Origin of the sequence: Pseudoxanthomonas daejeonensis (assembly GCF_022637495.1) — a bacterium.
Classification (GTDB): domain Bacteria; phylum Pseudomonadota; class Gammaproteobacteria; order Xanthomonadales; family Xanthomonadaceae; genus Pseudoxanthomonas; species Pseudoxanthomonas daejeonensis.
On record NZ_CP093331.1, the window covers coordinates 1,842,380 to 1,867,099 of the forward strand.

General features: G+C 67.4%; 16 protein-coding genes. 9 read left to right on the top strand and 7 right to left on the bottom strand.

The features are described 5' to 3' along the window. Window positions 1–84: 84 nt before the first annotated feature. The gene (gene ggt / locus MNQ95_RS08240) at window positions 85–1,824 is read left to right on the top strand and encodes a gamma-glutamyltransferase (RefSeq protein ID WP_241952553.1); all 1,740 of its coding nucleotides are present in this window, start codon (window positions 85–87) and stop codon (window positions 1,822–1,824) included. 195 nt (window positions 1,825–2,019) lie between these two features. Here ggt and gltS read toward each other — a convergent pair whose 3' ends face one another. After that, complete coding sequence (gene gltS, locus MNQ95_RS08245; protein ID WP_241952554.1) at window positions 2,020–3,243, bottom strand: sodium/glutamate symporter; 1,224 nt, start codon at window positions 3,241–3,243, stop codon at window positions 2,020–2,022. 26 nt (window positions 3,244–3,269) lie between these two features. Then, window positions 3,270–4,880, bottom strand: a complete 1,611-nt coding sequence (locus MNQ95_RS08250) for an N-acyl-D-amino-acid deacylase family protein (protein WP_241954394.1) — start codon at window positions 4,878–4,880, stop codon at window positions 3,270–3,272. A 250-nt stretch (window positions 4,881–5,130) separates the two neighbouring features. On the opposite strand from MNQ95_RS08250, the gene MNQ95_RS08255 reads away from it, so the two are divergent. The 7 genes from MNQ95_RS08255 (at window position 5,131) to MNQ95_RS08285 (ending at window position 14,430) form a co-directional block, all read left to right on the top strand. Continuing rightward, window positions 5,131–7,425, top strand: coding sequence for an NADP-dependent malic enzyme (locus MNQ95_RS08255; protein WP_162409963.1), 2,295 nt, complete (start codon window positions 5,131–5,133; stop codon window positions 7,423–7,425). 768 nt (window positions 7,426–8,193) lie between these two features. Beyond that, a complete protein-coding gene (locus tag MNQ95_RS08260) occupies window positions 8,194–10,344 on the top strand; it encodes a peptidase domain-containing ABC transporter (protein WP_241952555.1) in 2,151 nt (716 codons plus the stop codon). Then, the gene (locus MNQ95_RS08265; RefSeq protein ID WP_338015095.1) at window positions 10,341–11,591 is read left to right on the top strand and encodes an HlyD family secretion protein; all 1,251 of its coding nucleotides are present in this window, start codon (window positions 10,341–10,343) and stop codon (window positions 11,589–11,591) included. Before MNQ95_RS08260 ends, MNQ95_RS08265 begins: the two co-directional genes overlap by 4 nt. Before the next feature lie 193 nt (window positions 11,592–11,784). Further along, window positions 11,785–12,918 (top strand): OprO/OprP family phosphate-selective porin, encoded by a 1,134-nt coding sequence (locus tag MNQ95_RS08270; RefSeq protein WP_241952556.1) that lies wholly within the window; start codon window positions 11,785–11,787, stop codon window positions 12,916–12,918. A 291-nt stretch (window positions 12,919–13,209) separates the two neighbouring features. Next, entirely contained in the window at window positions 13,210–13,749 is a 540-nt protein-coding gene (locus MNQ95_RS08275) for a hypothetical protein (RefSeq protein ID WP_241952557.1), read from the top strand. 36 nt (window positions 13,750–13,785) lie between these two features. After that, the gene (locus tag MNQ95_RS08280) at window positions 13,786–14,088 is read left to right on the top strand and encodes a hypothetical protein (RefSeq protein ID WP_241952558.1); all 303 of its coding nucleotides are present in this window, start codon (window positions 13,786–13,788) and stop codon (window positions 14,086–14,088) included. Between the two features lie 9 nt (window positions 14,089–14,097). Further along, complete coding sequence (locus MNQ95_RS08285; protein WP_241952559.1) at window positions 14,098–14,430, top strand: low molecular weight protein tyrosine phosphatase family protein; 333 nt, start codon at window positions 14,098–14,100, stop codon at window positions 14,428–14,430. Between the two features lie 121 nt (window positions 14,431–14,551). Here MNQ95_RS08285 and MNQ95_RS08290 read toward each other — a convergent pair whose 3' ends face one another. The 3 genes from MNQ95_RS08290 to MNQ95_RS08300 all read right to left on the bottom strand — a co-directional run bounded on the left by MNQ95_RS08290 (window position 14,552) and on the right by MNQ95_RS08300 (window position 19,496). Further along, entirely contained in the window at window positions 14,552–14,941 is a 390-nt protein-coding gene (locus MNQ95_RS08290; protein ID WP_162409957.1) for an STAS domain-containing protein, read from the bottom strand. Further along, complete coding sequence (locus tag MNQ95_RS08295; RefSeq protein ID WP_241952560.1) at window positions 14,938–17,355, bottom strand: SpoIIE family protein phosphatase; 2,418 nt, start codon at window positions 17,353–17,355, stop codon at window positions 14,938–14,940. Before MNQ95_RS08295 ends, MNQ95_RS08290 begins: the two co-directional genes overlap by 4 nt. A gap of 116 nt (window positions 17,356–17,471) precedes the next feature. Continuing rightward, window positions 17,472–19,496, bottom strand: coding sequence for a SpoIIE family protein phosphatase (locus MNQ95_RS08300; protein ID WP_241952561.1), 2,025 nt, complete (start codon window positions 19,494–19,496; stop codon window positions 17,472–17,474). Between the two features lie 260 nt (window positions 19,497–19,756). On the opposite strand from MNQ95_RS08300, the gene aceE reads away from it, so the two are divergent. Next, window positions 19,757–22,447: a pyruvate dehydrogenase (acetyl-transferring), homodimeric type gene (gene aceE, locus MNQ95_RS08305; protein WP_241952562.1), complete on the top strand. Its 2,691-nt coding sequence runs from the start codon at window positions 19,757–19,759 to the stop codon at window positions 22,445–22,447. Window positions 22,448–22,497: 50 nt separating this feature from the next. Here aceE and MNQ95_RS08310 read toward each other — a convergent pair whose 3' ends face one another. Together MNQ95_RS08310 and MNQ95_RS08315 are read right to left on the bottom strand one after the other, a co-directional pair. Next, window positions 22,498–23,463, bottom strand: coding sequence for a retron St85 family RNA-directed DNA polymerase (locus MNQ95_RS08310; protein ID WP_241952563.1), 966 nt, complete (start codon window positions 23,461–23,463; stop codon window positions 22,498–22,500). Further along, entirely contained in the window at window positions 23,450–24,388 is a 939-nt protein-coding gene (locus MNQ95_RS08315) for a retron St85 family effector protein (protein ID WP_241952564.1), read from the bottom strand. The genes MNQ95_RS08310 and MNQ95_RS08315 overlap by 14 nt, the downstream gene beginning before the upstream one ends. Between the last annotated feature and the right edge of the window lie 332 nt (window positions 24,389–24,720).

The window sequence follows — 24,720 nt, forward strand, 5'->3', positions numbered from 1 at the left end:
GGCGATGCAGCCTGCACGGCGGCGGCGGGTGATCCCCGCCGCCGCCGTGCGTCATACGTCCCAAGTCGATACAGGAGTAACGCGATGAATCTCCATGTCCTGGGTACCGGGCTGGCACGTTGCGCCGCGCTGGCACTGTGCGCGCTGTTGGCCAGCCCCGCCGCGTTGCAGGCGCAGACTCGGCAGCTGCTGAACTACGAGGCCATCCACAAGCCGGTGCATGGCGAGCGCGGCATGGTGGTCAGCCAGAACGAGGTCGCCAGCGCGATCGGCGCGCAGGTGCTGCGCGACGGCGGAAATGCGGTCGATGCCGCGGTGGCCACTGCCTTCGCCCTGGCCGTGCTGCTGCCCCGCGCCGGCAACATCGGTGGCGACGGATACATGCTCGTGCACCTGGCGGGCGAGGGCCGCACCGTGGCCATCGACTACCGCTCGGTGGCGCCTGCGGCGGCCACGCTGGAGCGCTTCTTCGACGCCGACGGCAAGCTCGGCGGCGACAAGGCCGGCTGGATGGCCGCCGGCGTACCCGGCACGGTCGCCGGCCTGGCCCTGGCCCATCGCCAGTACGGGCGCCTGCCCTGGGCGAAGCTGGTGCAGCCGGCGATCGGGCTGGCCGAGGAAGGCGTGGTCCTGACCCGCGACGAAGCCTTCGCCCTGGACTGGGGGCGCGAGCGCCTGGCGCGCAGCGAGGCGGGCGCGAACGTGTTCCTGCGCCCGGACGGCAGCGCCCTGCGCGCGGGCGAGCGCCTGCGCCAGCGCGACCTGGGCTGGTCGCTCCGGCAGATCGCACGCCACGGCGGGGACGCGTTCTACCGCGGCCCGATCGCCGATCGGCTGGTCGCGGCGATGCAGCGCCACGGGGGGCTGATCACCCGCGCCGACCTGGAGGCCTACCGCGCGCTGGAGCGCGAACCGCTGAACACGACCTATCGCGGGCACACGGTGGTGACCATGCCGCCTTCCAGCGGCGGCGGTACCAGCATCGTGCAGATGCTCAACCTGCTCGAGCACGTGGACATGGGCGCGCACGGCGCCGGCTCGGCGGCAGCACTGCATGCGATGACCGAAGCGACCAAGCTGGCCTGGGCCGATCGCGCCCGCCATGCCGGCGATCCGGCCTTCGTCCAGGTGCCTGCGCGCGCGCTGGCGTCCAAGGCCTACGCGGCCGAACGCTTCGTCCTGTTCTCGCCGGAGCGCACGCTGGATGCGACCACCCTGGCCGCCGGCGATCCGATGCCCTACGAGAGTCCATCGACCACGCACTTCTCGGTGATCGACGCGGAGGGAAATGCGGTCAGCAACACCTATACCGTGGGCTCGGACTTCGGCGCCGGGGTGATGGCCGAAGGCACCGGTTTCCTGCTTGGCAACCTGGTCGGCAACTTCTCGCTGCAGGCGCAGCGCGACATGGCCACCGATCCTTCGCGGGCGACCAACAACGTGATCGGTGCAGGCCGTCGCCCGGTGTCGAGCATGTCGCCGACGCTGCTCCTGCGCGATGGCAAGGTGCGCATGGTCACCGGCAGCCCCGGCGGCAACACCATCCCGGGCACGGTGATGCAGAGCATCGTCGACGTGGTCGACTTCGGCATGAACATCGCCGAGGCCACCAGCCAGCCGCGCATCCACCAGGACATGCGCAGTGGCACGCTCCAGGTCGAGCGCGGCATCAGCCCGGACACGCTGGACCTGCTGCGCGCCCTGGGCCACCGCATCGAGACCGGCGAGACCATCGGCAGCACCCAGATCCTCATGGTCGGTGAAGACGGCATCGAAGGCGCCGCCGACCCGCGCCGGCCGGGCGCCGGCGCGGTCGCGCAGTAGCCGTCGCTACCCCGTTTTTCGCAAACGGGAGCTGGCCGGGCTTCCCCGGTCAAGTTCCCGGGGCATCGGCCCGACGCGTTGCCACGCGCCGGGCCGGGGGCACGTCACCGCGCTGGGCGGGGATGGGCCCATGGCAAAGGGCCCGCTTCGGAAGAAGCGGGCCCTGCGTCTTTCCGGGTGCGGCGCAAGATCGGGTCAGTGCGGCCAGAAATTGATGAAGCCGGTGATGATCAGCGCGTTGCTGAAATCGATGAAGAACGCACCGACCAGCGGCGCCACCAGGAACGCGCGCGGTGCGATGCCATAGCGCTGGACCAGGGTGCGCATCACCGCCATCGCGTTGGCGGTGGTGCCGAGCATGAAGCCGATGAAGCCGCCTCCCATCACCGCCGCGTCGTAGTCGCGGCCCATCAGCCAGAACACCGGCGCTACGAACAGCGCCACCAGCCCGACCTGCAGCACCAGGTTGACCAGCAGCGGCAGGCCCATGCCGGCCAGCTCCCACAAGCGCAGGTTCATCAGCGCCACGGCCAGGAACAAGGCCAGGCAGACGTTGCCGATCAGCTCGATGGTGTGCACCGGCAGGCGCAGCCAGCCGGTGTAGTCGTCGATGTTGCGCAGCGCCGCGCCGACCAGCATCGCGCCGATGTAGGCCGGCAGGGTCAGCCCCAGGGCCTGGAAACCGCGGCCCACCCAGGACCCGGCCCACATCGCCAGGAGCAGCAGGACGATGCACTTGAGCGCATTGAACTCGCGCGCCGAATCGGTCTCTTCGTGGATCACGTTGCCGCTGACCACGTCGGCGACCGGGGTGGGCGCCTGGCGGCCGGCGTTGTGATTGACGATGCCGAAGCGACGGATCAGCACGGTGACCGCCGGCCCGCCGATCACCCCGCCGCAGATGATGCCGGCCATCGCGGCAGTGACCGCGATCGACTCGGCGCCCTGCAGGCCCGCGGCCTCGAACATCGGGGCGAAGGCCAGGCCGGTCGCTGGACCGCCGGTGAGCGTGGCCGAGCCGGCCAGCACGCCGAACATCGGATGCAGTCCGAACAATGAGGCCACGCCGATGCCCACCAGGTTCTGCATCACTGCGAAACCGCTGGCCAGCAGCAGGAACAACGCCACCTGGCGGCCGCTGACCTTGAGCAGCGACAGGCTGGCGTTGACGCCGATGGTGGTGAAGAAGGCGATCATCAGCGGCGATTGCAGCGAAGTATCGAGCTGGTAGAACTGGGTGCCACGGCTCTGGCCCCACCACGCGAGCAGGGCGAACAACAGGCCGCCGAGGACAGGTTCGGGCAGGTTGTAGCGGCGCAGCACCGGGATCGCCCGCGTCAAGGCATAGCCGGCGAACAGCGCGAGGCCACCGAAGGCCACGGTTTGGACGGCATCCAGTTCGATCATCTGGGAGGTCACCTCTGCAACGGAACGGGAAGTATCGTTTATGGGCACGCGCCCGGAGTCGGCTCGTGGCGCAGGAAGCGGCCGGCCAGTGCATCGGTGGCCTGGCCCTCGTCGATCGCCAGGCGGCCATTCACCAGCAGCACGTCCACACCGTGGGCCAGCTCCTGCGGGGCGAGATAGTCGGCGCCGGGCGAATACGCCTCCGGGTCGAACACCACCACGTCGGCATGGGCGCCGGGCTGCAGGCGCCCACGGTCGGCCAGGCCAAGGATCCGCGCGGTCAGGCCGGTGGAGCGGTGGATGAAGGTATCCAGGTCGATCACGCCCTGGGCGCGCACGTAGCGCGCGTACTTCTCCGGGAAACTGGCGTACTGGCGCGGGTGACCGTCGGTGCCGTCGGAGCTGGTCACCATCCACGGTTGCCGCATCAGCAGTCGCACGTCGTCCTCGTTCATGTTGAAGGAGGCGATGGACTCGGCGGCACGGCTGTCGGGCAGCCCGTCACCGCGGATCACGCGCAGTGCCGCCTCCACCGCATCGACCCGCCAGTACTCGGCCATCTGCGCCAGCGTGCGGCCGCGCCAGCGGGCGCCCGGGGAGGTCAGCAGGATCGCTCCCGCGCCGCCGCGCCGGTCGAGGTTGGCCTGCAGTTCGGCGGCGATGCGCGCGGATTGCCCGGGATCGGCCAGCCGCCGAAGCAGCGCCGGGCGACCGCCATCCTGGGCCCAGCGCGGCAGCACCGCGGCAGACAGGCTGGTGCCCGAAGCCAACCATGGATACTGGTCGGCGGTGACGGCCATGCCTTCGGCGCGCGCGGCATCGATCATCGCGACCAGTGCCGGTGCCTGGCCGTGCACGTCGGCACCCAATGCCTTCAGGTGGGCGAAGTGCACGGGTATGCCGGCCTGGCGGCCGATGTCGAGGGCCTCGGCGGTGGAAGCCAGCAGCCCCATGCCGTAGGACGATTCGTCGCGCTGGTGGGTGTCGTACAGGCCGCCGCGCCGCGCCGCCTGGCGGGCCAGCGCGATCACCTCGGCGCTGCTGGCGAAACTCTGCGGCGCGTAGAACAGGCCCGTGGAGAAGCCGAACGCGCCCTCGCACATGCCCTGGGCCACAAGCGCCTCCATCCGTGCCAGTTCGGCGGCATCCGGCGCGCGGGCGGATTCGCCCAGCACTTCGCGCCGGACCGGGCCGAAGCCGACGAAGGCCACCAGGTTCACGCCCACGCCGCGCTGTTCGAACCAGGCGCGTTGGTCGGCCACGCGCGGGTTGCCTCCGCCATCCACGCCAATGCCGATCGTGGTCACGCCCTGGAACAGCCAAGGCAAGGCGCGGCGCTCGGCCGCCACTTCCGAGCGGATGTAGGTGTTGGGATGGGTATGCGGGTCGATGAAACCGGGGGCCACCACCTTTCCGTGCGCGTCGATCACCCGGGCCGCTTCGTAGCCACGCGCGGCGCCGGCGCCGACGGCGACGATCCGGCCGTCGCGGACCACCACGTCGCCGATGCGGGACGGATCGGTGCCGCCGTCGTGGACGCGGCCGCCGACGATCGCCAGATCGGCGGTTTCACGCGCACCGGCCGGCGCAAGGACGGCGATTCCGGCGAACAGGGCCAGGACGAGGGAGGGACGCGAGCAGGGACCCATTGGCAACCTTGGATTCACGGGGGTGGAAACACATCGCGGGCTTCATGCCGCATCGTGCGAACCCATCATCGACAGGCCGGCTGCGTCCGGATACCGAAAAGATGCGGGTCGTCCATAGCTGCCGGCTATGCGGCTGCATCGCGCCTGCAGGGGCGGGGGCACCTGCGGATCGGGACCGCCGTGCCGCGCCACGGTTAGAATCGGCCCATTCCCGTGCGCCCAGCGCCACCCGAGCCCGAGCACCGATACGATGTCCGAACAAGAAGACTTCAAGCAGGCCGCCCTCGACTACCACCGCCATCCGCGCCCGGGCAAGATCAAGGTCGCCCCGACCAAGGCGATGCTGACCCAGCGCGACCTGGCGCTGGCCTACTCCCCCGGCGTGGCCTACGCCTGCGAGGCGATCGTCGAAGACCCCAAGCAGGTCAGCGAGCTGACGGCCCGGGGCAACCTGGTCGCCGTGGTCACCAACGGCACCGCGGTGCTGGGCCTGGGCAACATCGGCCCGCTGGCCAGCAAGCCGGTCATGGAAGGCAAGGGCGTGCTGTTCAAGAAGTTCGCCGGCATCGACGTGTTCGACATCGAGATCAACGAGAACGACCCGGACAAGCTGGTCGACATCATCGCCAGCCTGGAGCCGACCTTCGGCGGCATCAACCTGGAAGACATCAAGGCGCCGGAATGCTTCGTCGTGGAGCGCAAGCTGCGCGAGCGGATGAACATCCCGGTGTTCCATGACGACCAGCACGGCACCGCGATCATCGTCGGTGCGGCGGTGGTCAACGCGCTGCACGTGGTCGGCAAGAACATCGCCGAGGTCAAGCTGGCCACCACCGGCATGGGCGCGGCCGGCGTCTCCTGCGTGGACATGCTGGTGTCGCTGGGCCTGAAGAAGGAGAACATCACCGCGTTCGACCGCGGCGGCGTGATCCACTCCGGCCGCACCGACCTGGACCCGGACAAGCAGCGCTACGCCCGCGACACCGATGCGCGCACGTTGGAGGAAATCGTCAACGGCGCCGACATCTTCCTGGGCCTGTCGGCCGGCGGCGTGCTCAAGGCCGAAATGGTCGCGACCATGGCCGATCGCCCGATCATCCTGGCCCTGGCCAATCCATACCCGGAGATCCTGCCCGAGGACGCCAAGCGCGTGCGCCCGGATGCGATCGTCGCCACCGGCCGTTCGGACTACCCGAACCAGGTCAACAACGCGCTGTGCTTCCCGTACCTGTTCCGCGGCGCGCTGGACGTGGGCGCCACCGGGATCAACGAGGCGATGAAGGTCGCCTGCGTGCAGGCCATTGCCGCGCTGGCCCGGCGCGAAGCCTCGGACCTGGGCAGCGCCTATGGGGACGACATCCCCTGTTTCGGCGCCGAATACCTGATCCCGCGCCCGTTCGACCCGCGCCTGCTGGTCGAGCTGTCCTCGGCCGTGGCCCAGGCGGCGATGGACTCGGGCATTGCCGAGCGCCCGATCGAGGACATGGCCGCCTACCGCGAGAAGCTGGGCCAGTTCGTCTACCGCACCAGCCTGATGATGAAGCCGGTGTACGACAAGGCCCGCGCCGACAAGAAGCGCGTGGCCTACGCCGAGGGCGAAGAGGAAGTGGTGCTGCGCGCGGTGCAGACGGTGATCGACGAAGGCGTGGCCTTCCCGATCCTGATCGGCCGCCCGGACGTGATCGAGGCGCGGATCGAGCGCTTGGGCCTGCGCATGAAGGCCGGCGTGGACTTCGAGATCACCAACCAGGACGACGACCCGCGCTTCAACGATTACTGGCAGCACTACCACGCCATCACCGAGCGCCGCGGCGTCACCGTGCAGGCGGCCAAGAACCTGATGCGCTCGCGCCCGACCCTGATCGGCTCGGTCATGGTCGCCCGCGGCGAAGCCGACGCCCTGCTCACCGGCGTGGTCGGCCGCTTCCACAAGAAGTTGGGCTACGTGCGCAGCGTGATCGGCCTGGATCCGGGCGTGCAGTCCACCGCGGCCATGACCGGGGTGATCAACAACCAGGGCGTGTGGTTCTTCCTGGACACCCACGTGCAGGACGACCCGACCGCCGAGCAGATCGCCGAGGCGACCCTGCAGGCCGCCTACCGCCTGAAGCTGTTCGGCATCGAGCCACGCGTGGCCCTGCTGTCGCATTCCAACTTCGGCAGCCACGAGACCCCCGGCGCGCTGAAGATGCGCAAGGTCCGCGAACTGCTGCTCAAGCGCGTGCCCAAGCTCAACGTCGATGGCGAAATGCAGGGCGACACGGCGTGGGACGAACTGCTGCGGCAGAAGATCATGCCCAACAGCACCCTCAAGGGCCGCGCCAACCTGTTCGTGCTGCCCAACCTGGACGCGGCCAACATCGCCTACAACATGGTCCGCGTGGTCACCGAGGGCGTGGCCATCGGCCCGATCCTGATGGGCATCAGCAAGCCGGTCCACATCCTCACCACCAGCGCTACCCCGCGCCGGCTGCTGAACATGACCGCCATCGCCGCGGTCGATGCGCAGATCCGGGCGCAGATGGAGGGGGAGCGGAAGGGGTGATGCGAGTCTTCGGGAATCGCAAAGTCATCCACCCTGGTGAGTAGGAATATTCCTACAGAACAACGTGGAGAAATCCGATTGTTTTACCCCGGTTACGGGCCGAGGATTGATTTGCGCTAAAGCATGGCGCAGCACTTCATGGAGGAAGTAGCGATGAGAGAGTTGACATCAACCGAGTGCGACTCCGCGTCTGGCGGTCTGCGCGTCGTTATCGTGGTTGGGGGTGTGCTTGCATGGGCGTTCGCGAATCGCGCGGATCTAGTAGAGATCGGACAAGCCGCAAGCGAACGTCATGAACAACTAAACTCCGAGCATTGAGGATGACGCCATGAGAGTTATTTCAGAAGAAGAGGTAGCCCGGACGGTCGGCGCAGGCGTGACTGACTCGCAAGCAAATCAGGTTATCGGGAATGCGCTGGGGGAGGCCTGGCATGGCATCAGCTCAACCGAGGGCCAAGTTGGCTTGGTGTTTGGACTGGGCGGAGCTATTGCGGGTGCAATAATTCACTACAAACTGCATCACTAGGCTAAACGCCGCCTTCTTATCGGGGGCGGCTTTTATACTGAGCGAGGCTTTCAATGTCCAAGTTCAAAAACTCGTTTTTGCTGTGGGCTATCCTTCTTGGCATGGCCTATTTCACGTGGCACTTTCGATCTGATTTAATCGAAATTGGTTTTTTCGCAGCAGAAAGAGGCGCGACACTCGTAAAGGAGTGCTCGAAAACTTGACGCAATCGGCGTCATTTCTGCTTGGCCGGCAGGATCTTTATGACACGGACTGTCATCCAGCAAGCAGAGCCAGCTGAGTGTGGCTTGGCTTGCCTCGCAATCTTGGCGTCTCACTACGGGAAAACTCTCCCGTTGCGTGAATTGCGTCGACGATTTCCGCTATCACTCAAGGGCGCAAACCTCTCCCGAATCATCGGCATCGCTCGCCAGCTCGGCCTAGCTGCGCACGCGTTACGCCTAGATGTCGATGAGCTGCCGCGCCTGCGTTTGCCTTGCATCCTGCATTGGGACCTCAATCATTTTGTGGTTCTAATAGCGATGTCGCGATGCGGAGCGGTAATAATTGATCCCGCGAATGGCCGGAGGGCTGTAAATTCCTCAGAGATATCCCGACGCTTCACCGGGGTAGCCTTGGAGGTCGCGCCTGATGCGGGGTTCCGACCGGAGAGGCAATCGCTTTCAGTACCCGTACGGCGCTTAGTCGGCTCAATCTCCGGTGTGTGGCCCAGCATGGGCATGGTCCTGCTGCTCTCCCTGGCCTTGCAGGTATTCGTCCTGCTTGCGCCGTTCTTCATGCAGTGGGTGGTCGACCAGGTCCTGGTTTCGGCGGATCGCCAGTTGCTGGTCGTGCTCGGCATCGGCTTCCTCCTGTCGATGTTGCTGCAGGTTTGCATCGGCGCCATGCGTGGCTGGGCAGTGGTCCGGATATCCGCGCAGATGGGCATGCAGTGGATGGCCGGAGTGTTCGGGCACCTGCTGCGCCTTCCAATGGGCTATTTCGAGAAACGCCACCTGGGTGACGTGGTGTCGCGCTTCGGCAGCGTGCAGACGATCCAGCGCACGATCACGACCGGATTCGTGGAGGCGGTGATCGACGGGATGATGGCCCTGGCCACCTTGTCGATGATGCTGCTCTACAGTCCCCGCCTGGCGATCGTCACCCTCGTTGCCGTGGCACTGTACCTGTGCATCCGGCTGCTCGCCTACCGTCCGCTGCGCGAAGGAACCGAGCGGCAACTCGTGGCGGCGGCGCGTCAGCAGAGCCACCTGTTCGAATCGATTCGTGGCATGCAGTCGGTCAAGGTCGCGCGCTGCGAAGCCTTCCGCCAGTCGGCCTATCTCAACCTGATGGGCGAGACGATCAACGGCGAGGTGCGGCTTGCGCGGATGGCGCTCGGCTTCAGTTCGGCCAGCCAGCTGGTGTTCGGGGTCGAACGGATCGTGGTGATCTGGATCGGCGCGCTCCTGGCGCTGGACAGCGTGTTCTCCGTCGGCATGCTGATCGCCTACCTGGCGTACAAGGACCAGTTCTCCCAGCGCGTGGCGGCGCTGATCGACCGGGGAATCGAGTTCCGGATGCTGCGTCTCCATGGCGAGCGCCTGGCCGACATCGTCCTGACCGAGCCGGAAGAGGGGTTGCACCAACCGGAGCAGCCCGCCCCTGTGCACGCGGGCATCGAGGTGCATGGACTGGGCTTTCGCTACGCCGAGGGAGAGCCCTGGGTCCTGCGCGATTGCAGCTTCCAGGTAACGCCGGGCGAATCTGTCGCCATCGCCGGTGCCTCGGGATGCGGGAAGACCACGCTGGCCAAGCTGCTGCTGGGACTGCTGCCGGCCGCCGAGGGTGAAATCCGGATCGGCGGACGCGAACTGCGACAGCTTGGCGCCTCCGGTTACCGTCAGATGGTCGCGGCGGTGATGCAGGACGACCACCTGTTCGCGGGCAACATCGCCGACAACATCGCACTCGGCGAGGAGGATCCCGATCTACCCCGCGTCGAGGAAGCGGCCCGCCTGGCTTCCGTGCACGACGAGATCATGGCCATGCCGATGGGATACCACAGCCTGATCGGTGACATGGGAACGACCCTGTCGGGCGGACAGAAGCAGCGCGTGATCCTGGCGCGGGCCCTGTACCGGCAACCGCAACTGCTCGTTCTGGACGAGGCGACCAGCCACCTCGATGTGGGTCGCGAGCACGCGGTCAACGAGGCGGTGCGGGGCTTGCACCTCACCCGCATCATCATTGCGCATCGACCCGAAACCATCGCCAGCGCCGACCGTGTGCTGGAGCTGCGCGATGGCCGGATACGCGAACGGTCACGCGCTGCCGCCGATGGTGCCTGCGGTGCATCAACCTCGGGGGCGCGTGACCGGGACGAGCAGCCGGCCGCTGGCCTGCCCGCGTGAACGAGCCGCTCTTCCGCCCCGAGGTGATGCAAGCGCGGCGGCAGGCCTGGCTGGGCACGATCTCGCTCGCGCAGCCGCTTCCCCTGTGGGTGGGTGCGCTATTCGCGGGGCTGGCCGCGGCCGCCGTACTGTCCTTCCTGCTGCTTGGCGACTACACGCGCCGCTCGCGCGTGGGCGGACAGCTGGTGCCGGACCTGGGCGTGTCCACGGTGGTCGCGCCGGTAACGGGGGTGGTGGCGCGGCTGACGGTCGAGGAGGGCGCCGACGTCGCGGGTGGCCAGGCACTGGTGCGGATCGAGCTGCCGCGCGTGGCCGCGACCGGTGCGGATGCGCACACGGTCATCGGTCGGGGGCTGGACGACCGCGACTTATCGAGCACGCAACTGGCCCAGGCCCAGATCACGCAACTCTCGATCCAGGAGCACGGCCAGCGTCGCCAGCTGGCCACCTTGCGTCTCGAACTTGGCCAGGTCCGGGTCTCGATCGCCACCCGCGGCGAACAGGTCGAACTGGGACGCGAAACCGCCGAGCGCTATCGGGCGGTCGCCGAGTCCGGCTACGTGAGCCTTGTCCAGGTGCGTCAGCAGGAACAGTCGGTACTGGAGATGCTCAATGCCAGGCAGGCACTCGAGCGCCAGGCGACCGTGCTGGTGCGCGAGATCGCCCGCCTGGAGCAGTCGTTGGCCGAGCTGCCCGCGCAACGGCAAGCCATCGACGCCACGGCCCGGCGCGAACATGCCTTGTTGGCGCAGGAGCGTTCACGCCAGGATGCGGAAGCGGGTTTGCTGGTGAAGGCACCCCTGGGCGGCGTCGTGGCCAATCGCTTCGTCGAGCCCGGCCAGGTCGTGCAGGTCGGACAACCGCTGCTGAGCGTGCTGCCGCGCGGGGCGCGTCTCCAGGCGCAACTGCAGGTTCCCAGTCGCGCGATCGGCTTCATCCGTCCCGGTGACCGGGTGCAGCTGCGCTACCAGGCTTATCCGTTCCAGAAGTTCGGCCACCAGGGCGGCCGCGTGCTGCGCGTATCGCGCAATGCGATCGCGGGCGCAGCGGCCACGGGTTCGACCGAGCCCTACTATCGCGTCCTGGTCCAGCTTGATCGCCAGGACCTGCTCGCCTACGGCCACGCCGAACCGCTGCGCCCCGGCATGCTGCTGGAGGCCGACATCCTCGGGGAGCGTCGCCGCCTCTACGAATGGCTGCTGGAGCCGCTCTACGCGCTGCGTGGCCTGCAGGCGTCCGCGGGCTGAGGCCCCCATTGCGACCTGCCGCGGGTACGGCCGTAACCCCCGCCGGTTCAGTCCCGGGCCGCCGCGCCGCTAACGATGGTGTCGCCGCATCGCCGCATCGCGGCACCGCCGTTCCGTCCGTGCCGCCGTGCCCATGCGCGGGTCGTCACAATGGCGTGGCCGCCGTTCCCCCTTCGATTCCGCAGACCGACCCATGACCTTCTGTTTCGCCGCCCATCCCCGTCGCTTGGCCATTGCCGTCGCCCTGCTGCTCGTTACGCCCGTCGCCTTGGCCGCCGGCGTCCCGACCTCCTTCACCGCCGGGGGCGTGGAGTACGGTGCCAAGGGCACGCTGCAGTACGACGTGAACCGTTTCGGCGACGATGCAGGCCGGTTCGAGGACGCCGACGACTGGCGCCGGCAGGAGCTGTACCTGTTCGCCCGCAAGAAGGGCAGCTTCGAGCTGACCGCCGGTTACGACTTCGAAGCCGAAACCTGGGGCGACGCCTACCTCAAGCTGGAAACGGCGGCCGGCGACTTCCGCGGCGGCCAGCAGAAGACCCTGGTCGGCTGGGAGGACTACGGCTACGGCACGTCTTCGACGATCTACCTGGAGCGCTCGGCCGCGGAGAACGCGTTCTACCAGGGCCGCCGTGTCGGCCTGGAGTGGACCTGGAACAAGCTCAAGAACTGGCGCTTCGCCCTGGCCGGCTACAGCGGCCCGGACCTGGAGGACGAGAACGAAGGCACCACTTTCGCCGGCCGCGTCGTGCACACGCCCATCGCCGACGACACCCGCGTGCTGCACCTGGGCGCCAGCGCCTCGCGCGAGCGCCGCGATGACGGCATCGCCCGGTTCCGCGCGCGGCCCAACGCCGCGCTCACCGACGTGCGCCTGGTCGACACCGGCCGCATGGCCAGCGACGCGATCGATCGCGTCGGCCTGGAAGCGGCCTGGCGCGACGGCCCGCTCCTGCTGCAGGCCGAGTACCTGGTCGGCCACAACGACGCCCCCTCCGGGCGCCCGGACTTCGACGGTCGCGGCTGGTATGCGCTGGCTTCGTGGTCGCTGACCGGCGAGACCCGCCCGTACACCAATGCCGCGTTCGGCAACCTCAAGCCGTCGCGCGATGCCGGCGCGGTGGACGTGCAGTTGCGCTACGCCGACCTGGACCTGGACGACGGCGTGATCCGCGGCGGCCGCCAGCGCGACTGGACCCTGGGCACCAACTGGTACTGGGGCAAGCACCTCAAGCTGCAGGCCAACTACGTGTGGCTGCGCACCGAACGCGCCGGCGTGACCCTGGACCCGGAAATCTTCGAGGCACGGGTGCAGGTCGCGTTCTGATCCGCACAGCGGACCGCTTTCTGTAGGAGCGGGCATGACCGCGACACCGACGCCGTCGGCACGGGCGACGCCCTCCGTGATTCCAGCCACCTCGGTGTCGCGGTCATGCCCGCTCCTACAAGAGCCGGATGCCGCGCTTTCTGCGTCGCTACCGATGCGGGGCCGGGCCTCGCTCTGGACGCGCGCTGCCGCTCCGGTTGACGGGCATTCGCCCGCCGGACCACCATCGCGCGGTGCATCCGCCCGCGGCGTCCCGCATGCGGACGTGCACGACCACGCAGGGGTCCATGCATGTCCGCACTGCCGCAACGCTCGACGTTCGTCACCGTGCTGGCCTGGGTCTTCATCGCCATGTCCGGCTCGGGCACGGTCATTTCGATCGCGCAGAACCTGATGATCCACGCGCTGCTGGACGGCGAGCTGGGCCAGATGCTGCACCAGGCCCCGCCGGAAGGCGTGCCGCCGGTCGTCGCGTTCCTGGTCGGGCATGCGCAGCTGTTCTTCATCGGCGCGCTGCTGGGGTCGATCGCCACGCTGGCCTGTTCGATCGGCCTGCTGCGCCGCCAGAACTGGGCGCGCCTGGGATTCGTCGGACTGATGCTGCTGGCGATCGCGTGGCTGCTGGCCGGGCTGTGCATCCAGGCCAGCGTGCTGGCCGGGATGCGCGCGCAGTTCGCCGCCGCGGGCGAGCTGGGCGGTCCGGACATCAGCGCGGTATTGCCCGTCATCGGCGTGATGGGCGTGCTGTTCGCGCTGGTCATGGGCAGCGTGCACGGCTGGATCGCGTGGAAGCTGCTCACGCCGGCCATCGCCGCCGAGTTCCGCCGTTGATCCGCGCCAGGCCACGCGCAGTGCGATCATTGCGCCATGAATGAGGAAACCCCGTCGATGCCCGCGCGCAGTGTTGCGCCCAGGCCATTCCTGCAGCGCTGGCTGATCGGCACCGCGGCCGCGGCCGGGCTGGTCGTGGCCTGCACCGTGTCCTTGCAGATGCACGTGCTGCGCGATCCGGCGCAGCTGCTGGCCGTGTGCGTGGGCGTGCTCATGGTCGCGATTCCGTCGGCGGCCGTCGTCGCGCTCGCGGTGCGGCGCAGCGAGCTGGGGCTGGTGCTGGGTTCGCAGCTGCTGGTGGTGGCCTTCCTCGCCGCCTGGTCCGGGATGCGGATCTAGGGCCGACACGTGACCCGCCACGTCCTGTTCCTGTGCAGCCGCAACCGGCTGCGCAGCCCGACCGCCGAGCAGCTGTTCGCCGACTGGCCGGGCATCGAAACCGCCTCGGCCGGCCTGGCGCCGGACGCGGAGACGCCGCTCACCCCGGAACTGCTGGCCTGGGCGGATACGGTACTGGTGATGGAGCAGGTGCATCGCACGCGGTTGTCGGCGAAGTTCGGCGCGCACCTGCGTGGTACGCGCATCGTATGCCTCGACATCCCCGACGATTACGACTTCATGGCGCCGGCACTGGTGGAGCTGCTGCAGGCGCGGGTGCCGCGCCATCTGCCGTCGCGTTGAGCGGGCGGCGCCTCACCCTTCGATCGCGACACGCCGCGCGTAGGGCCGGGCTTTCCCGGCTGCCGTACGCGTGGCCACGTCGCAGTGGGGCACGCCGCGCTCCACGCGGCATGCGCTGCGATCAATCCTCGTCGTCGCCTTCGACGATCTTGCGCTGCATCGCGTCGAGGTAGGCGTCGGCTTCGGCGACCGAGGTGAAGATCTCGTTGAGCGGCACCGCCTTGACCATGTCGAACACTTTCTGGATCTGCGGCTGCGGGTTGGCCACCAGCACCTTGCCGGCGCGGGTGGAGAGCGCCTTGCGCGCCTTGAACACCGAGCGGATGCCGGCGCTGCTGATGTAGTCCAGGCCGGCCAGGTCCAGCACCAGCGAGGTCACCGCGGGGTTGGCCAGCACCGGTGCCAGCGCCTCGTCCAGCGCGCCGTAGGTGTGCGTGTCCAGGCGTCCGCCGATGGCCACGCGCTGGACGCCGTTGGCGGGCGGGGTGGTGTCGATCCTCAGCAGGCTCATGCGCGGCTCTCCATGTCGTGGGCGGCATCCAGCCGCAGGGTGATGCGAAGCACGTTGCAGTCGTCGATGCGCTGGTACTCGATCCGGTCGGCCAGTTCCTGGACCAGGAACACGCCCAGTCCGCCGATCTCCCGTTCCCCGATCTCCGCGTCCAGGTCCGGCGCGCTGCGTGCGGTCGGATCGAACGGCTGGCCGCGGTCGCGGAACTCCAGCCACAACTGCCGGCCGTCCACCCGCGCATGCATCTCCAGCGGCGCGTCGGGCGCGACCGCATGCTCGACGGCATTGCAGGCCACTTCCTCCACGATCAGCCGGGCGTCGTGCATCGCCGCCATGCTGGCGCCGTGTCGTGCCAGCAGGGCATCGATCGCGTTGGTCATGCGCAACACATCGTGTGATGTATGCGCCACGCTCATGTGCACCGACGTCTCCCCTTTCGCGCCGACAGCATGCGCCTCGGCCCCGGGGTTGTCGAGGTCGTGGGTGCGGCTCAGGGCCAGGATCGTGGTGTCGTCCGACGGCGGCGCTTCGCCGACGAAAAGCTGCACGTCGGCGAGTACCTGCGCGCAGGTTTCGGCCGCGCCGACGCCGGCGCGCACCACCGCCTGCAGGCGCTCCATGCCGTAGGCCTGGTTGCCCAGGTCGAACGCCTCGGTGACGCCGTCGGTGTAGGCGAGCAGGCAATCGCCCGGCGCCAGCGTGCCGCGCCACAGCGGGAATTCGTCGCTGACCTCGAAGCCCAGCGGCGGACCGTTCTCCAGCGCGATCAGTTGCACGCGGCCATCGCCATGCAGCAGCAACGGCGGTTCATGGCCGGCGCTGGCCAGCCACAGGTCGCCGCTGCGCACGTCGATGCGCCCGCACAGCACGGTGGCGAACATGCAGGTCTCGTTGCCCCGCTCCAGCCGGCGCGAGCCTTCGGCCAGCGCGTGCGAGGGCGTGGCCGCGGTCTGGATCGCCACTTCCAGCATGGTCACCGCGCGGGCCATGAACAGCGCCGCCGGCACGCCCTTGTCGGAGACATCGCCGATCACGAACCACAGCTCGCCGTCGCCGCGCTCGATGAAGTTGTAGAAGTCGCCGCCCACCGCCTTGGCCGGCTCCAGCAACGCCTGCGCCTGCAGGTGTTCGTGCCCGCTGTCGATGGTGCGGCCCTGCGGCAGCATCGCCCGCTGGATGTCGCGCGCGATCGACAGTTCGCTTTCGAGCTTCTGCCGCGCCGCGCCCATCTGTTCGATCTCGCGCAGCTGGCGGCGGATCGACACGCGCGCCCGTTCCAGCGTGCGCGCGAGCACGCCGACTTCGTCGCGGCGCTGCTGCTGCGCCAGCGGGATGTCCTCCTCGCCGGCGATCGCCTGCACCGCCGAGCGGGTCAGTTCCTCCACCGGCCGGCTGATCTGCTTGCCGACCTTGCGCACCAGGAAGGTCCCCAGCAGCGCCAGCACCAGGCTGATCCCGACCAGCAGCAGCAAGGCGCGGTCGAAGCGGGCGATGACCGGGTCGTAGGTCTGCCCGACCAGCAGCACCCAGCCGCTGTCGCCGACCGGCTCGACCGCGGTGAAGCGCAGCTGCCCGGTCTCGGCGTCCTGGTGCGACAGGTGCGACGGCCGTCGCTGGCGCGCGGCATCGGCGGCCCACTGCAGGTCGTTGCGGCCGGCGCGGGTGATGTACTCCTGCAGCGTGTCGCGCAGGGCGATGTCGGGGATGGTGCTGAAGGCGACCGTGCCTTCGGGCGCGACCAGGGTCACCCGCACGCCCGGCAGGTGGGCCAGGCTTTCCACCGGCGCGACGATGTCGTCCAGCTGCATGTCCAGGCTGGCCATGCCGCGCGAGGCCGGTTGCAGCGGCACGTTGTAGGTCGCCATCCAGACCGCGCCGGCGGTCTGGTTGAGGTAGGGCTCGGACCACCAGCCGGCGTCACCGCCAACCGTGCGCCGGTACCAGGCCTGCGCGCGGTAGTCGTAGCCGTCGCCGACGAGGTCGCGCTGGCGCCCGTCGATGCCGGCGTAGCGCGCATACGCCGGTGCGCGCGGGCCGGCGGGTTCGACGATCACCAGCGCACCGGCGGTGCCGGGCACGGATTCGAGCACCGCCACCTGCGCGTGGCGCAGCTGCGCGTCGGCCAGTCCGGCGCGCGAGACCAGCCGCGCCAGGTTGTTGGTCGCCAGGGTCAGCGTGCGCAGTTCGTCTTCCAGCCGGCCGGCCGCTTCGATCGTGGAGGCGCGCGTGTCGCGCTGGGCGCTGTCCAGGATTTCGCGGCGCAGGTACCAGGCCGTGGCCAGGGTCACGCCGAGCAGGAACAGCAGCGTGGTCAGTCCCGACCACAGCGCGATGCGCGTGCGCAGGCTGTGGTACCAGCGCACGGTTTCGGGCGTCGCCGCGGCGTTCGGCATATCGGCAGCGTCGTGGCTCATGGTCCCCGTGCCCCTGCCGCCTTCCCGGGGCGGACCGCCGCATCATAAGCCCGGCCCGCACCCGCCGCGGCGTGGATCCCGTCGCAGCCCGGACGTCGCAGTCCGGACGTCGCAGCTCAGTCCTCGCGCTGGCGGCTGATCGCCAGGATGGTGATGTCGTCCGACTGCGGCGCATCGCCGGCGAAGCGGCGCACGTCGTCGAGCAGGCGCTGGCAGGCGGCTTCGGCGCTGTCGCCCTGCACCAGCGCAGCCAGCAGGCGCCCGGTGCCATAGGCCCGGTCCTGCGCGTCGAACGCCTCGGTCACCCCGTCGGTGTAGCCGACCAGGGTGCTGCCGGCGGCGAGCACGCCTTCGTACAAGGGGAAGTCATCGCCCGGCTCGAAGCCCAGCGGCCCGCCGCCCTCCAGCGAGAGCAGTTCGCTGCGGCCATCGGCGTGCAGCAGCAGCGGCGGCTCGTGCCCGGCGCTGGCCAGGCGGAAGCGGCCGCTGGCCACGTCCAGCCGCCCGCACAGCACGGTGGCGAACATGCAGGTCTCGTTGTTCTCGGCCAGCCGCACCGAGGCGGCGGCGAGGATCTTCTCCGGCGAGCCGTGCCGGCGCGCCTGCTGTTCGAGCACGGTCAACGTGCGCGCCATGAACAGCGCCGCCGGGATCCCCTTGTCGGACACGTCGCCGATCGCGAACCACAGCACGCCCGGTTCCAGCTCGGAGAACTGGTAGAAGTCGCCACCCACCTCGCTGGCCGGTTCCAGCAGGGCGTGCGCTTCCACGTGCATGTGCGCGGTGTCGAACGCGCGCCCGGCCGGCAGCATCGACTGCTGGATGTCGCGCGCGATCGACAGCTCGCTTTCCAGCTTCTGCCGCGCACTGGCCATCTGCCCGATCTCGTGCAGCTGGCCCTTGATCGAACCGCGCGCCGCGTCGAACGCGCGCGCCATCACCCCGACCTCGTCGTCGCGCTGCACGTGCGGCAGCGGGTAGTCGAAGTCGCCCTGGCTGAAGTGGTGCGCGCTGTCGGTGAGCTGTTCGATCGGCACCGCCAGCGCGTGGCTGTAGCGTCGCGCCAGCCACAGCGCCAGCAGCAGGGTGAGCAGCCCGGCCAGCGCCACCGCCAGCGCGATCCGGTCCAGCCGGTGCAGGAAGTAGCGCTCGGACACGCCCAGGGCGTAGCTCCAGCCGCTGTCGGCCACCGGCAGCACCACGGTGCGGCGCGCGTCGCCGTCCAGGCCGCGGTGTTCGAGCGTGGCCGGTGTATGCGTGGCGATCGCCTGCACCAGCGGTGCCAGGTCTTCGCGCCCGGGCATCGCCGCCAGTTCGGCCGCGCTGCGCCGCATCTGCGTGTCCGCATCCGGGTGCACCACCGCCAGGCCTTCGGGCGAGAACAGCATCGACTGCAGGCCGGCGCCGCTGGACCCGGCGAGCAGATGCGCCAGCCGCTCCATCGGCACGTCCAGGCTGACCATGCCCACCGCCGGTGCGTTCGGCGGGTCGCCCGGCCGGCGCAAAGGCAGGTTGTAGGTGGCGAAGTATTCGCCGCCGGTCGCGGCGTTGGCGTAGGGCTCGCCCCACCACGGCCGCGCCGAGGCCACGGTGCGCACGTACCAGGGCATGGTCCGGTAGTCGTAGCCCAGGTCGGCGACCGACTGTTCGACCAGCGTGTCGCCGTCGCGGCGGATGTACCAGGTGAACCCGTCCGCATCGCCCGGCATCGCCTGCGGCTCGACGATCACCATCGCCCCGGTGATGTCCGGGTCGCCGGCCAGGCTGGCGACCAGCAACGAGCGCAGGTTGGCCGGCTGGGCGCCCACGCCCGTTGCGCTGGCGGCCAGGGTGCGGCCGCTGACCTGGACCGATTCCAGGGTCGCTTCCAGGCTGCGCACGGTCTGCCGGGCCAGGCTGTCGGCCTCGGCGCGGGCGTTCTGCACGATCAGGGCGCGGGCGCCGGCATAGAAGGCCAGGGCGGTGACCAGCAGCAGCCCGGCGTTGAGCACGCTGGACCACAGCACCATCCGCGTGCGCAGGCTGTCGCGCCAGCGGACCCGCGCGACCGGCTCCGGCGCCTGCGCTCCCGCCGCCCGTTCTCCCGCAGGCGGGCCGGCAGGTGCATGGGCATCGGGACGGCCGTTCAAGGAGGCGGACATGGGCGTCCGGGCAGGGAGGTCGCCTGATCATAAGCAGAAGCGTTGTGGGGACGGCCCTCACGCGCGGCCGCGTCCTGTCGCGCGGTGTCGCCTGGGTGTCCCGGGACTGTCCCGGACAAGTATCGATTGCACGCGCAACCATCGGCGAAACAGCCGCAATACGCACCCGTAGCGAGGCGGGAAACAGGGCCGGTGCGCTAAACTCCGGGGTCCACGAGATCAAGTAGGCCGCGACCCCTGCGCGCGGCGAACGGAGTGATATGAACTGGCTGAACGAAGTGCTGCAGAACGATCCGGATCCGGTCGAGACCCGGGAATGGATCGAGTCGCTCAAGGCGGTCATCGACCGTGACGGCCCCGAGCGTGCGCATGGCCTGCTGGAGGACATGGTCGAGCTGACCCGCCGTTCCGGCGCCTACCTGCCGTTCTCGCCGACCACCGAGTACGTCAACACCATCGCCCCCCAGCTCGAAGCCAAGAGCCCGGGCAACGCCGACCTCGAGTGGAAGATCCGTTCGATCATCCGCTGGAACGCGATGGCCACGGTCGTGCGCGCCAACCGCAAGCCCGGCGACCTGGGCGGCCACATCGCCTCGTTCGCCTCGGCGGCGACCCTGTACGACGTGGGCTTCAACCACTTCTGGCGCGCGCCTTCGGACAACCACCCGGGCGACCTGCTGTTCATCCAGGGCCACAGCGCGCCGGGCATCTACGCCCGCTCGTTCCTGGAAGGCCGGATCACCGAGCAGCAGCTGGACAACTTCCGCATGGAAGTGGACGGCCAGGGCATCTCGTCCTATCCGCACCCGTGGCTGATGCCCGACTACTGGCAGACCCCGACCGTGTCGATGGGCCTGGGCCCGCTGGCGGCGATCTACCAGGCGCAGTTCATGAAGTACCTGGAGCACCGCGGCCTGATCGAGAAGTCCGACCGCAAGGTCTGGTGCTTCATCGGCGACGGCGAGTCCGACGAGCCGGAAACCCTGGGCGCCATTGCCCTGGCCGGCCGCGAAGGCCTGGACAACCTGATCTTCGTGGTCAACTGCAACCTGCAGCGCCTGGACGGCCCGGTGCGCGGCAACGGCAAGATCATCCAGGAGCTGGAAGGCGTGTTCCGCGGCGGCGGCTGGAACGTGATCAAGCTGCTGTGGGGCGGCTACTGGGACGCGCTGCTGTCCAAGGACACCAACGGCGTGCTCAAGAAGCTGATGATGGAGACCGTCGACGGCGAGTACCAGAACTGCAAGGCCTTCGGCGGCGCGTACACGCGCGAGAACTTCTTCGGCAAGTACCCGGAGACCGCGGCCATGGTCGCTGGCCTGTCCGATGACGACATCTGGCGCCTCAACCGCGGCGGCCACGACCCGCACAAGGTGTACGCGGCCTACCACCAGGCGGTGAACACCACCGGCATGCCGACCGTGATCCTGGCCAAGACGGTCAAGGGCTACGGCATGGGCAGCTCGGGCGAGTCGCTCAACCCGACCCACCAGACCAAGAAGCTGGACGACGACGCGGTGCGCGCGTTCCGCGACCGCTTCAACATCCCGCTGACCGACCAGCAGCTGCAGGCCGAGCAGGTGCCGTTCTACCACCCCGGCGAGGACTCGCCGGAAGTGCAGTACCTCAAGGAACGCCGCGCCGCGCTCGGCGGCTACCTGCCGCAGCGTCGCCGCAAGGCCGACCAGTCGTTCACCGTGCCGGGCCTGGACAAATACGAGCGCCTGCTCAAGGACAGCGGCGAGCGCACCTACTCGACCACCATGGCCTTCGTGCAGACCCTCAACATCGCCCTGCGCGACAAGGACTCCGGCCCGCGCCTGGTGCCGATCGTCGCCGACGAGGCCCGCACCTTCGGCATGGAAGGCCTGTTCCGCCAGATCGGCATCTACGCCCCGTTCGGCCAGAAGTACAAGCCGGTCGATTCGGACCAGCTGATGTACTACCGCGAGGACCAGGCCGGCCAGGTGCTGCAGCAGGGCATCAGCGAGCCCGGCGCGATCGCGTCGTGGATGGCCGCCGGCACCAGCTATTCGGTGTCCAACGTGCCGATGCTGCCGTTCTACATCTACTACTCGATGTTCGGCTTCCAGCGCGTGGGCGACATCGCCTGGCAGGCCGCCGACATGCGCACCCGCGGCTTCCTGCTCGGCGGCACCGCCGGCCGCACCACGTTGAACGGCGAAGGCCTGCAGCACGAGGACGGCTTCAGCCAGGTCATCGCCGGCTCGATCCCCAACGTGCGCAGCTACGACCCGACGTTCGGCTTCGAAGTGACGGTGCTGCTGCAGCAGGGCATGAAGAACATGCTCGAGGACCAGATCGACGAGTACTGGTACCTGACCCTGATGAACGAAAACTACGCGCACCCGGAAATGCCGGTCGGCGCGGAGCAGGGGATCATCAAGGGCATGTACCTGCTCAAGGAGGCCGGCAAGCCGAAGAAGGGCGAGCTGCGCGTGCAGCTGCTGGGCAGCGGCACCATCCTGCGCGAGGCCATTGCCGCGGCCGAGCTGCTGGACAAGGACTTCGGCGTCACCGCCGACATCTGGTCCTGCCCCAGCTTCAACGAGCTGCGCCGCGACGGCTTCGACGCCGAGCGCTGGAACCGCCTGAACCCGGAAGCCAAGACCCCCCGCAAGGCCTACGTGACCGAGCTGCTGGAAGGCCGCCAGGGCCCGGCCATCGCCGCCACCGACTACGTGCGCGCCTACGCCGACCAGATCCGCGCCTTCATGCCCGGCCACTACACCGTGCTGGGCACCGACGGCTTCGGCCGCTCCGACACCCGCGCCAACCTGCGCCGCCACTTCGAAGTGGACCGCTACTACATCGCGCACGCCGCCATCGCCGCCCTGGCGAAGGACGGCAAGATGACCGGCAAGGACGTGGCCCGGGCGATCAAGCAGTACAAGATCGATCCGGAGAAGGCGAACCCGATTGGGGTTTGATCGGAAGGAAAGCTGGAACAAAAGAAGGCGGCCTACTGGTCGCCTTCTTTTTATCTGCTCACTTCTTCTATCTCGCGCGAAGTCAAGAATGATTCGAGACGCTCAACCCCGAACTTTTTACTCAGCGAGTCCATAAAGGCCGGTTCGACACTCGCCACGTGAGCAATCATCCCCCGTAGGGCTGACAGTTCCTCTGGGGCAATTTGGCCCAATAACGCGAGGTGGACTTTGGTTTTCAGGCTTCGCTTCAGGTCGCGCCCAACGGACAGCTTGCGTTGAGGCGTCACATTGATACCCGTGACAGCCATTCGGCGCTTTCTTGAAAGGCGTTGAGTCTTTCTTTCGTTGATCTTGAGGTAAGGAAGCAGCTTCGAAGTCTCGCGGATAAAAGCCTTTTCTAGGAGAGCAACAGTCTCCTTTGTACGCCCAGAGACATAGATGTCATCGGCGTACCTGGTATACATCCCGCCAGCGATTCGGGCACTGGATTCCATCACGTGGTCAAAATCATGGAGGACTGCGTTCGACAGGTGCGGAGAGGAAGGCGCGCCAATGCTCAAAACTAATTTCCCTGACTTGTCTTCCGCGCGGCAAACTAGTCTGACAATCGCATTAATTGCGGCAGTGTCAAGGTCGATAGTGCCCTTCATCGTCTCTTCAAGGAGAAATCTCCTTATCGTGGTAGCAGTGATGGAAGGGAAGAAGTCTGAGAAGTCGAATCTTGTTATGTAATTGGATTCGACGTGCATAGCGGCATGCATGGCGATATTTCGCCCCTTCCTGTACGAGTAGACGCAATCGTGCACAGGAAGATTGGCTAGTGGAGTGCTGACCAACCAGCGTTGAATGGCCTTAAGCGCAGGAGTAGGGTGATGAATATCCCTTTGTCCTCCATTACGCTTTTCGATTTTATAGTGCTTGTATCGATAAGGGGCCGTGATAATGATGCGCTCAGCTTCGATGCTGGACGTCCTGAGTAACTTGGCCGCAGAGGATAGAAGGTCAGAGTAATTCAAGATTCCTCTCCTCCACTTCTCGTTGTGCATCAGGGACGTGTCCGCGATAGGTGTCCGCCCAAGCTGCTTTTACCTCGGCCGCCTCCTCTCCGCCCCCATCGATGAAGGGCATCTTCGAGTTCTTTAGTATGCGGACAATGTCCCCCATGTCCGTTCGCTCGGCTCTGCCGAGTGTTGTGAGAAGGGCAACCAGAAGGCGGATATCAGACTTCTCATACTTGCCGAATATCTTATTTATGAGATCGAACAGATCGTCTTCGGTGAGTATTCCGGTAAGGTCGATTATCTTATCTATTATGGCGAGCTGCTCCCTTGGCGAATACGCCTTCCAGTCGCCATGTGAATAGCGTTTTGCGTAGCTCTTGCCTCGCTGCTCTTCTTTCAGTAAGCGAGTTCTTATCTGGGCAAACGAAGCCTCAGGCTCGGATATGACGATAGGCAATGGGGTGAATGAGCTAATTGCGTTTATTCTCTTAACTGGACCGAGAATAATGAAAGAGTCACCTTGGTACTGATGCTCCACAGCAACTAGCATTTTTCGACCGATAGCATCGTTCGCTGAGAACAATCCAAGTTCCGCAAAGGAACCCGGGCTCTCTGGAAACAGAAGGAGGCTATCGACGGTATCCGCAATGGTCTCTTCGATGATCGATAGGTCTTTCGAAGTTCTTCTCTCGTCTACTTCACGAAGAAGATCAGTGACGGCGTTTTCTGCTTTAACGCAGATAATCTTTCCTTCGTTAACAGCAACCCAGTCAAGAAACTGGCGACGCCATTTAGGCGGCTCGCCTTTTAGAGGGTCAGCTGCGCCACAAACGAAACAAAGATGGATGTCAGTTCGAAAATGAAGATCCCCCCGCCTGAAAAAGCTCACAATCCTTGAGCGCGGGGGGTCGAAGGCCTTGTTTTCCTTAATTACCTGCAATAGCTATCTACCCTGATAGCGGCGAATCCCTTTGGGGTTTGCCGTAGGCGAAGCCCAAAGGGATTCGCCGCAACGATGACGTTCAAACTGATCGGCCTGGCTGTACACCCGGCACGGAACCCAACATGGAACAGGTTGAGTCCAGCTAGATAGCTCGCCGGAGTCTAGGACGGAGAGGTCGCCTTCACAAGCCTTAACCAGCCACGTAGGCGAAGGAGTAGTGAAATCGGTGTCAGAGTGCACTTTGATGGCGGGCTATAGGGGTGTCCCTTGGTCAGCCAGCGCCGTCCCGCCCGGCGCTGGCATTGGGTGGATACGTTGACGCACCCGCC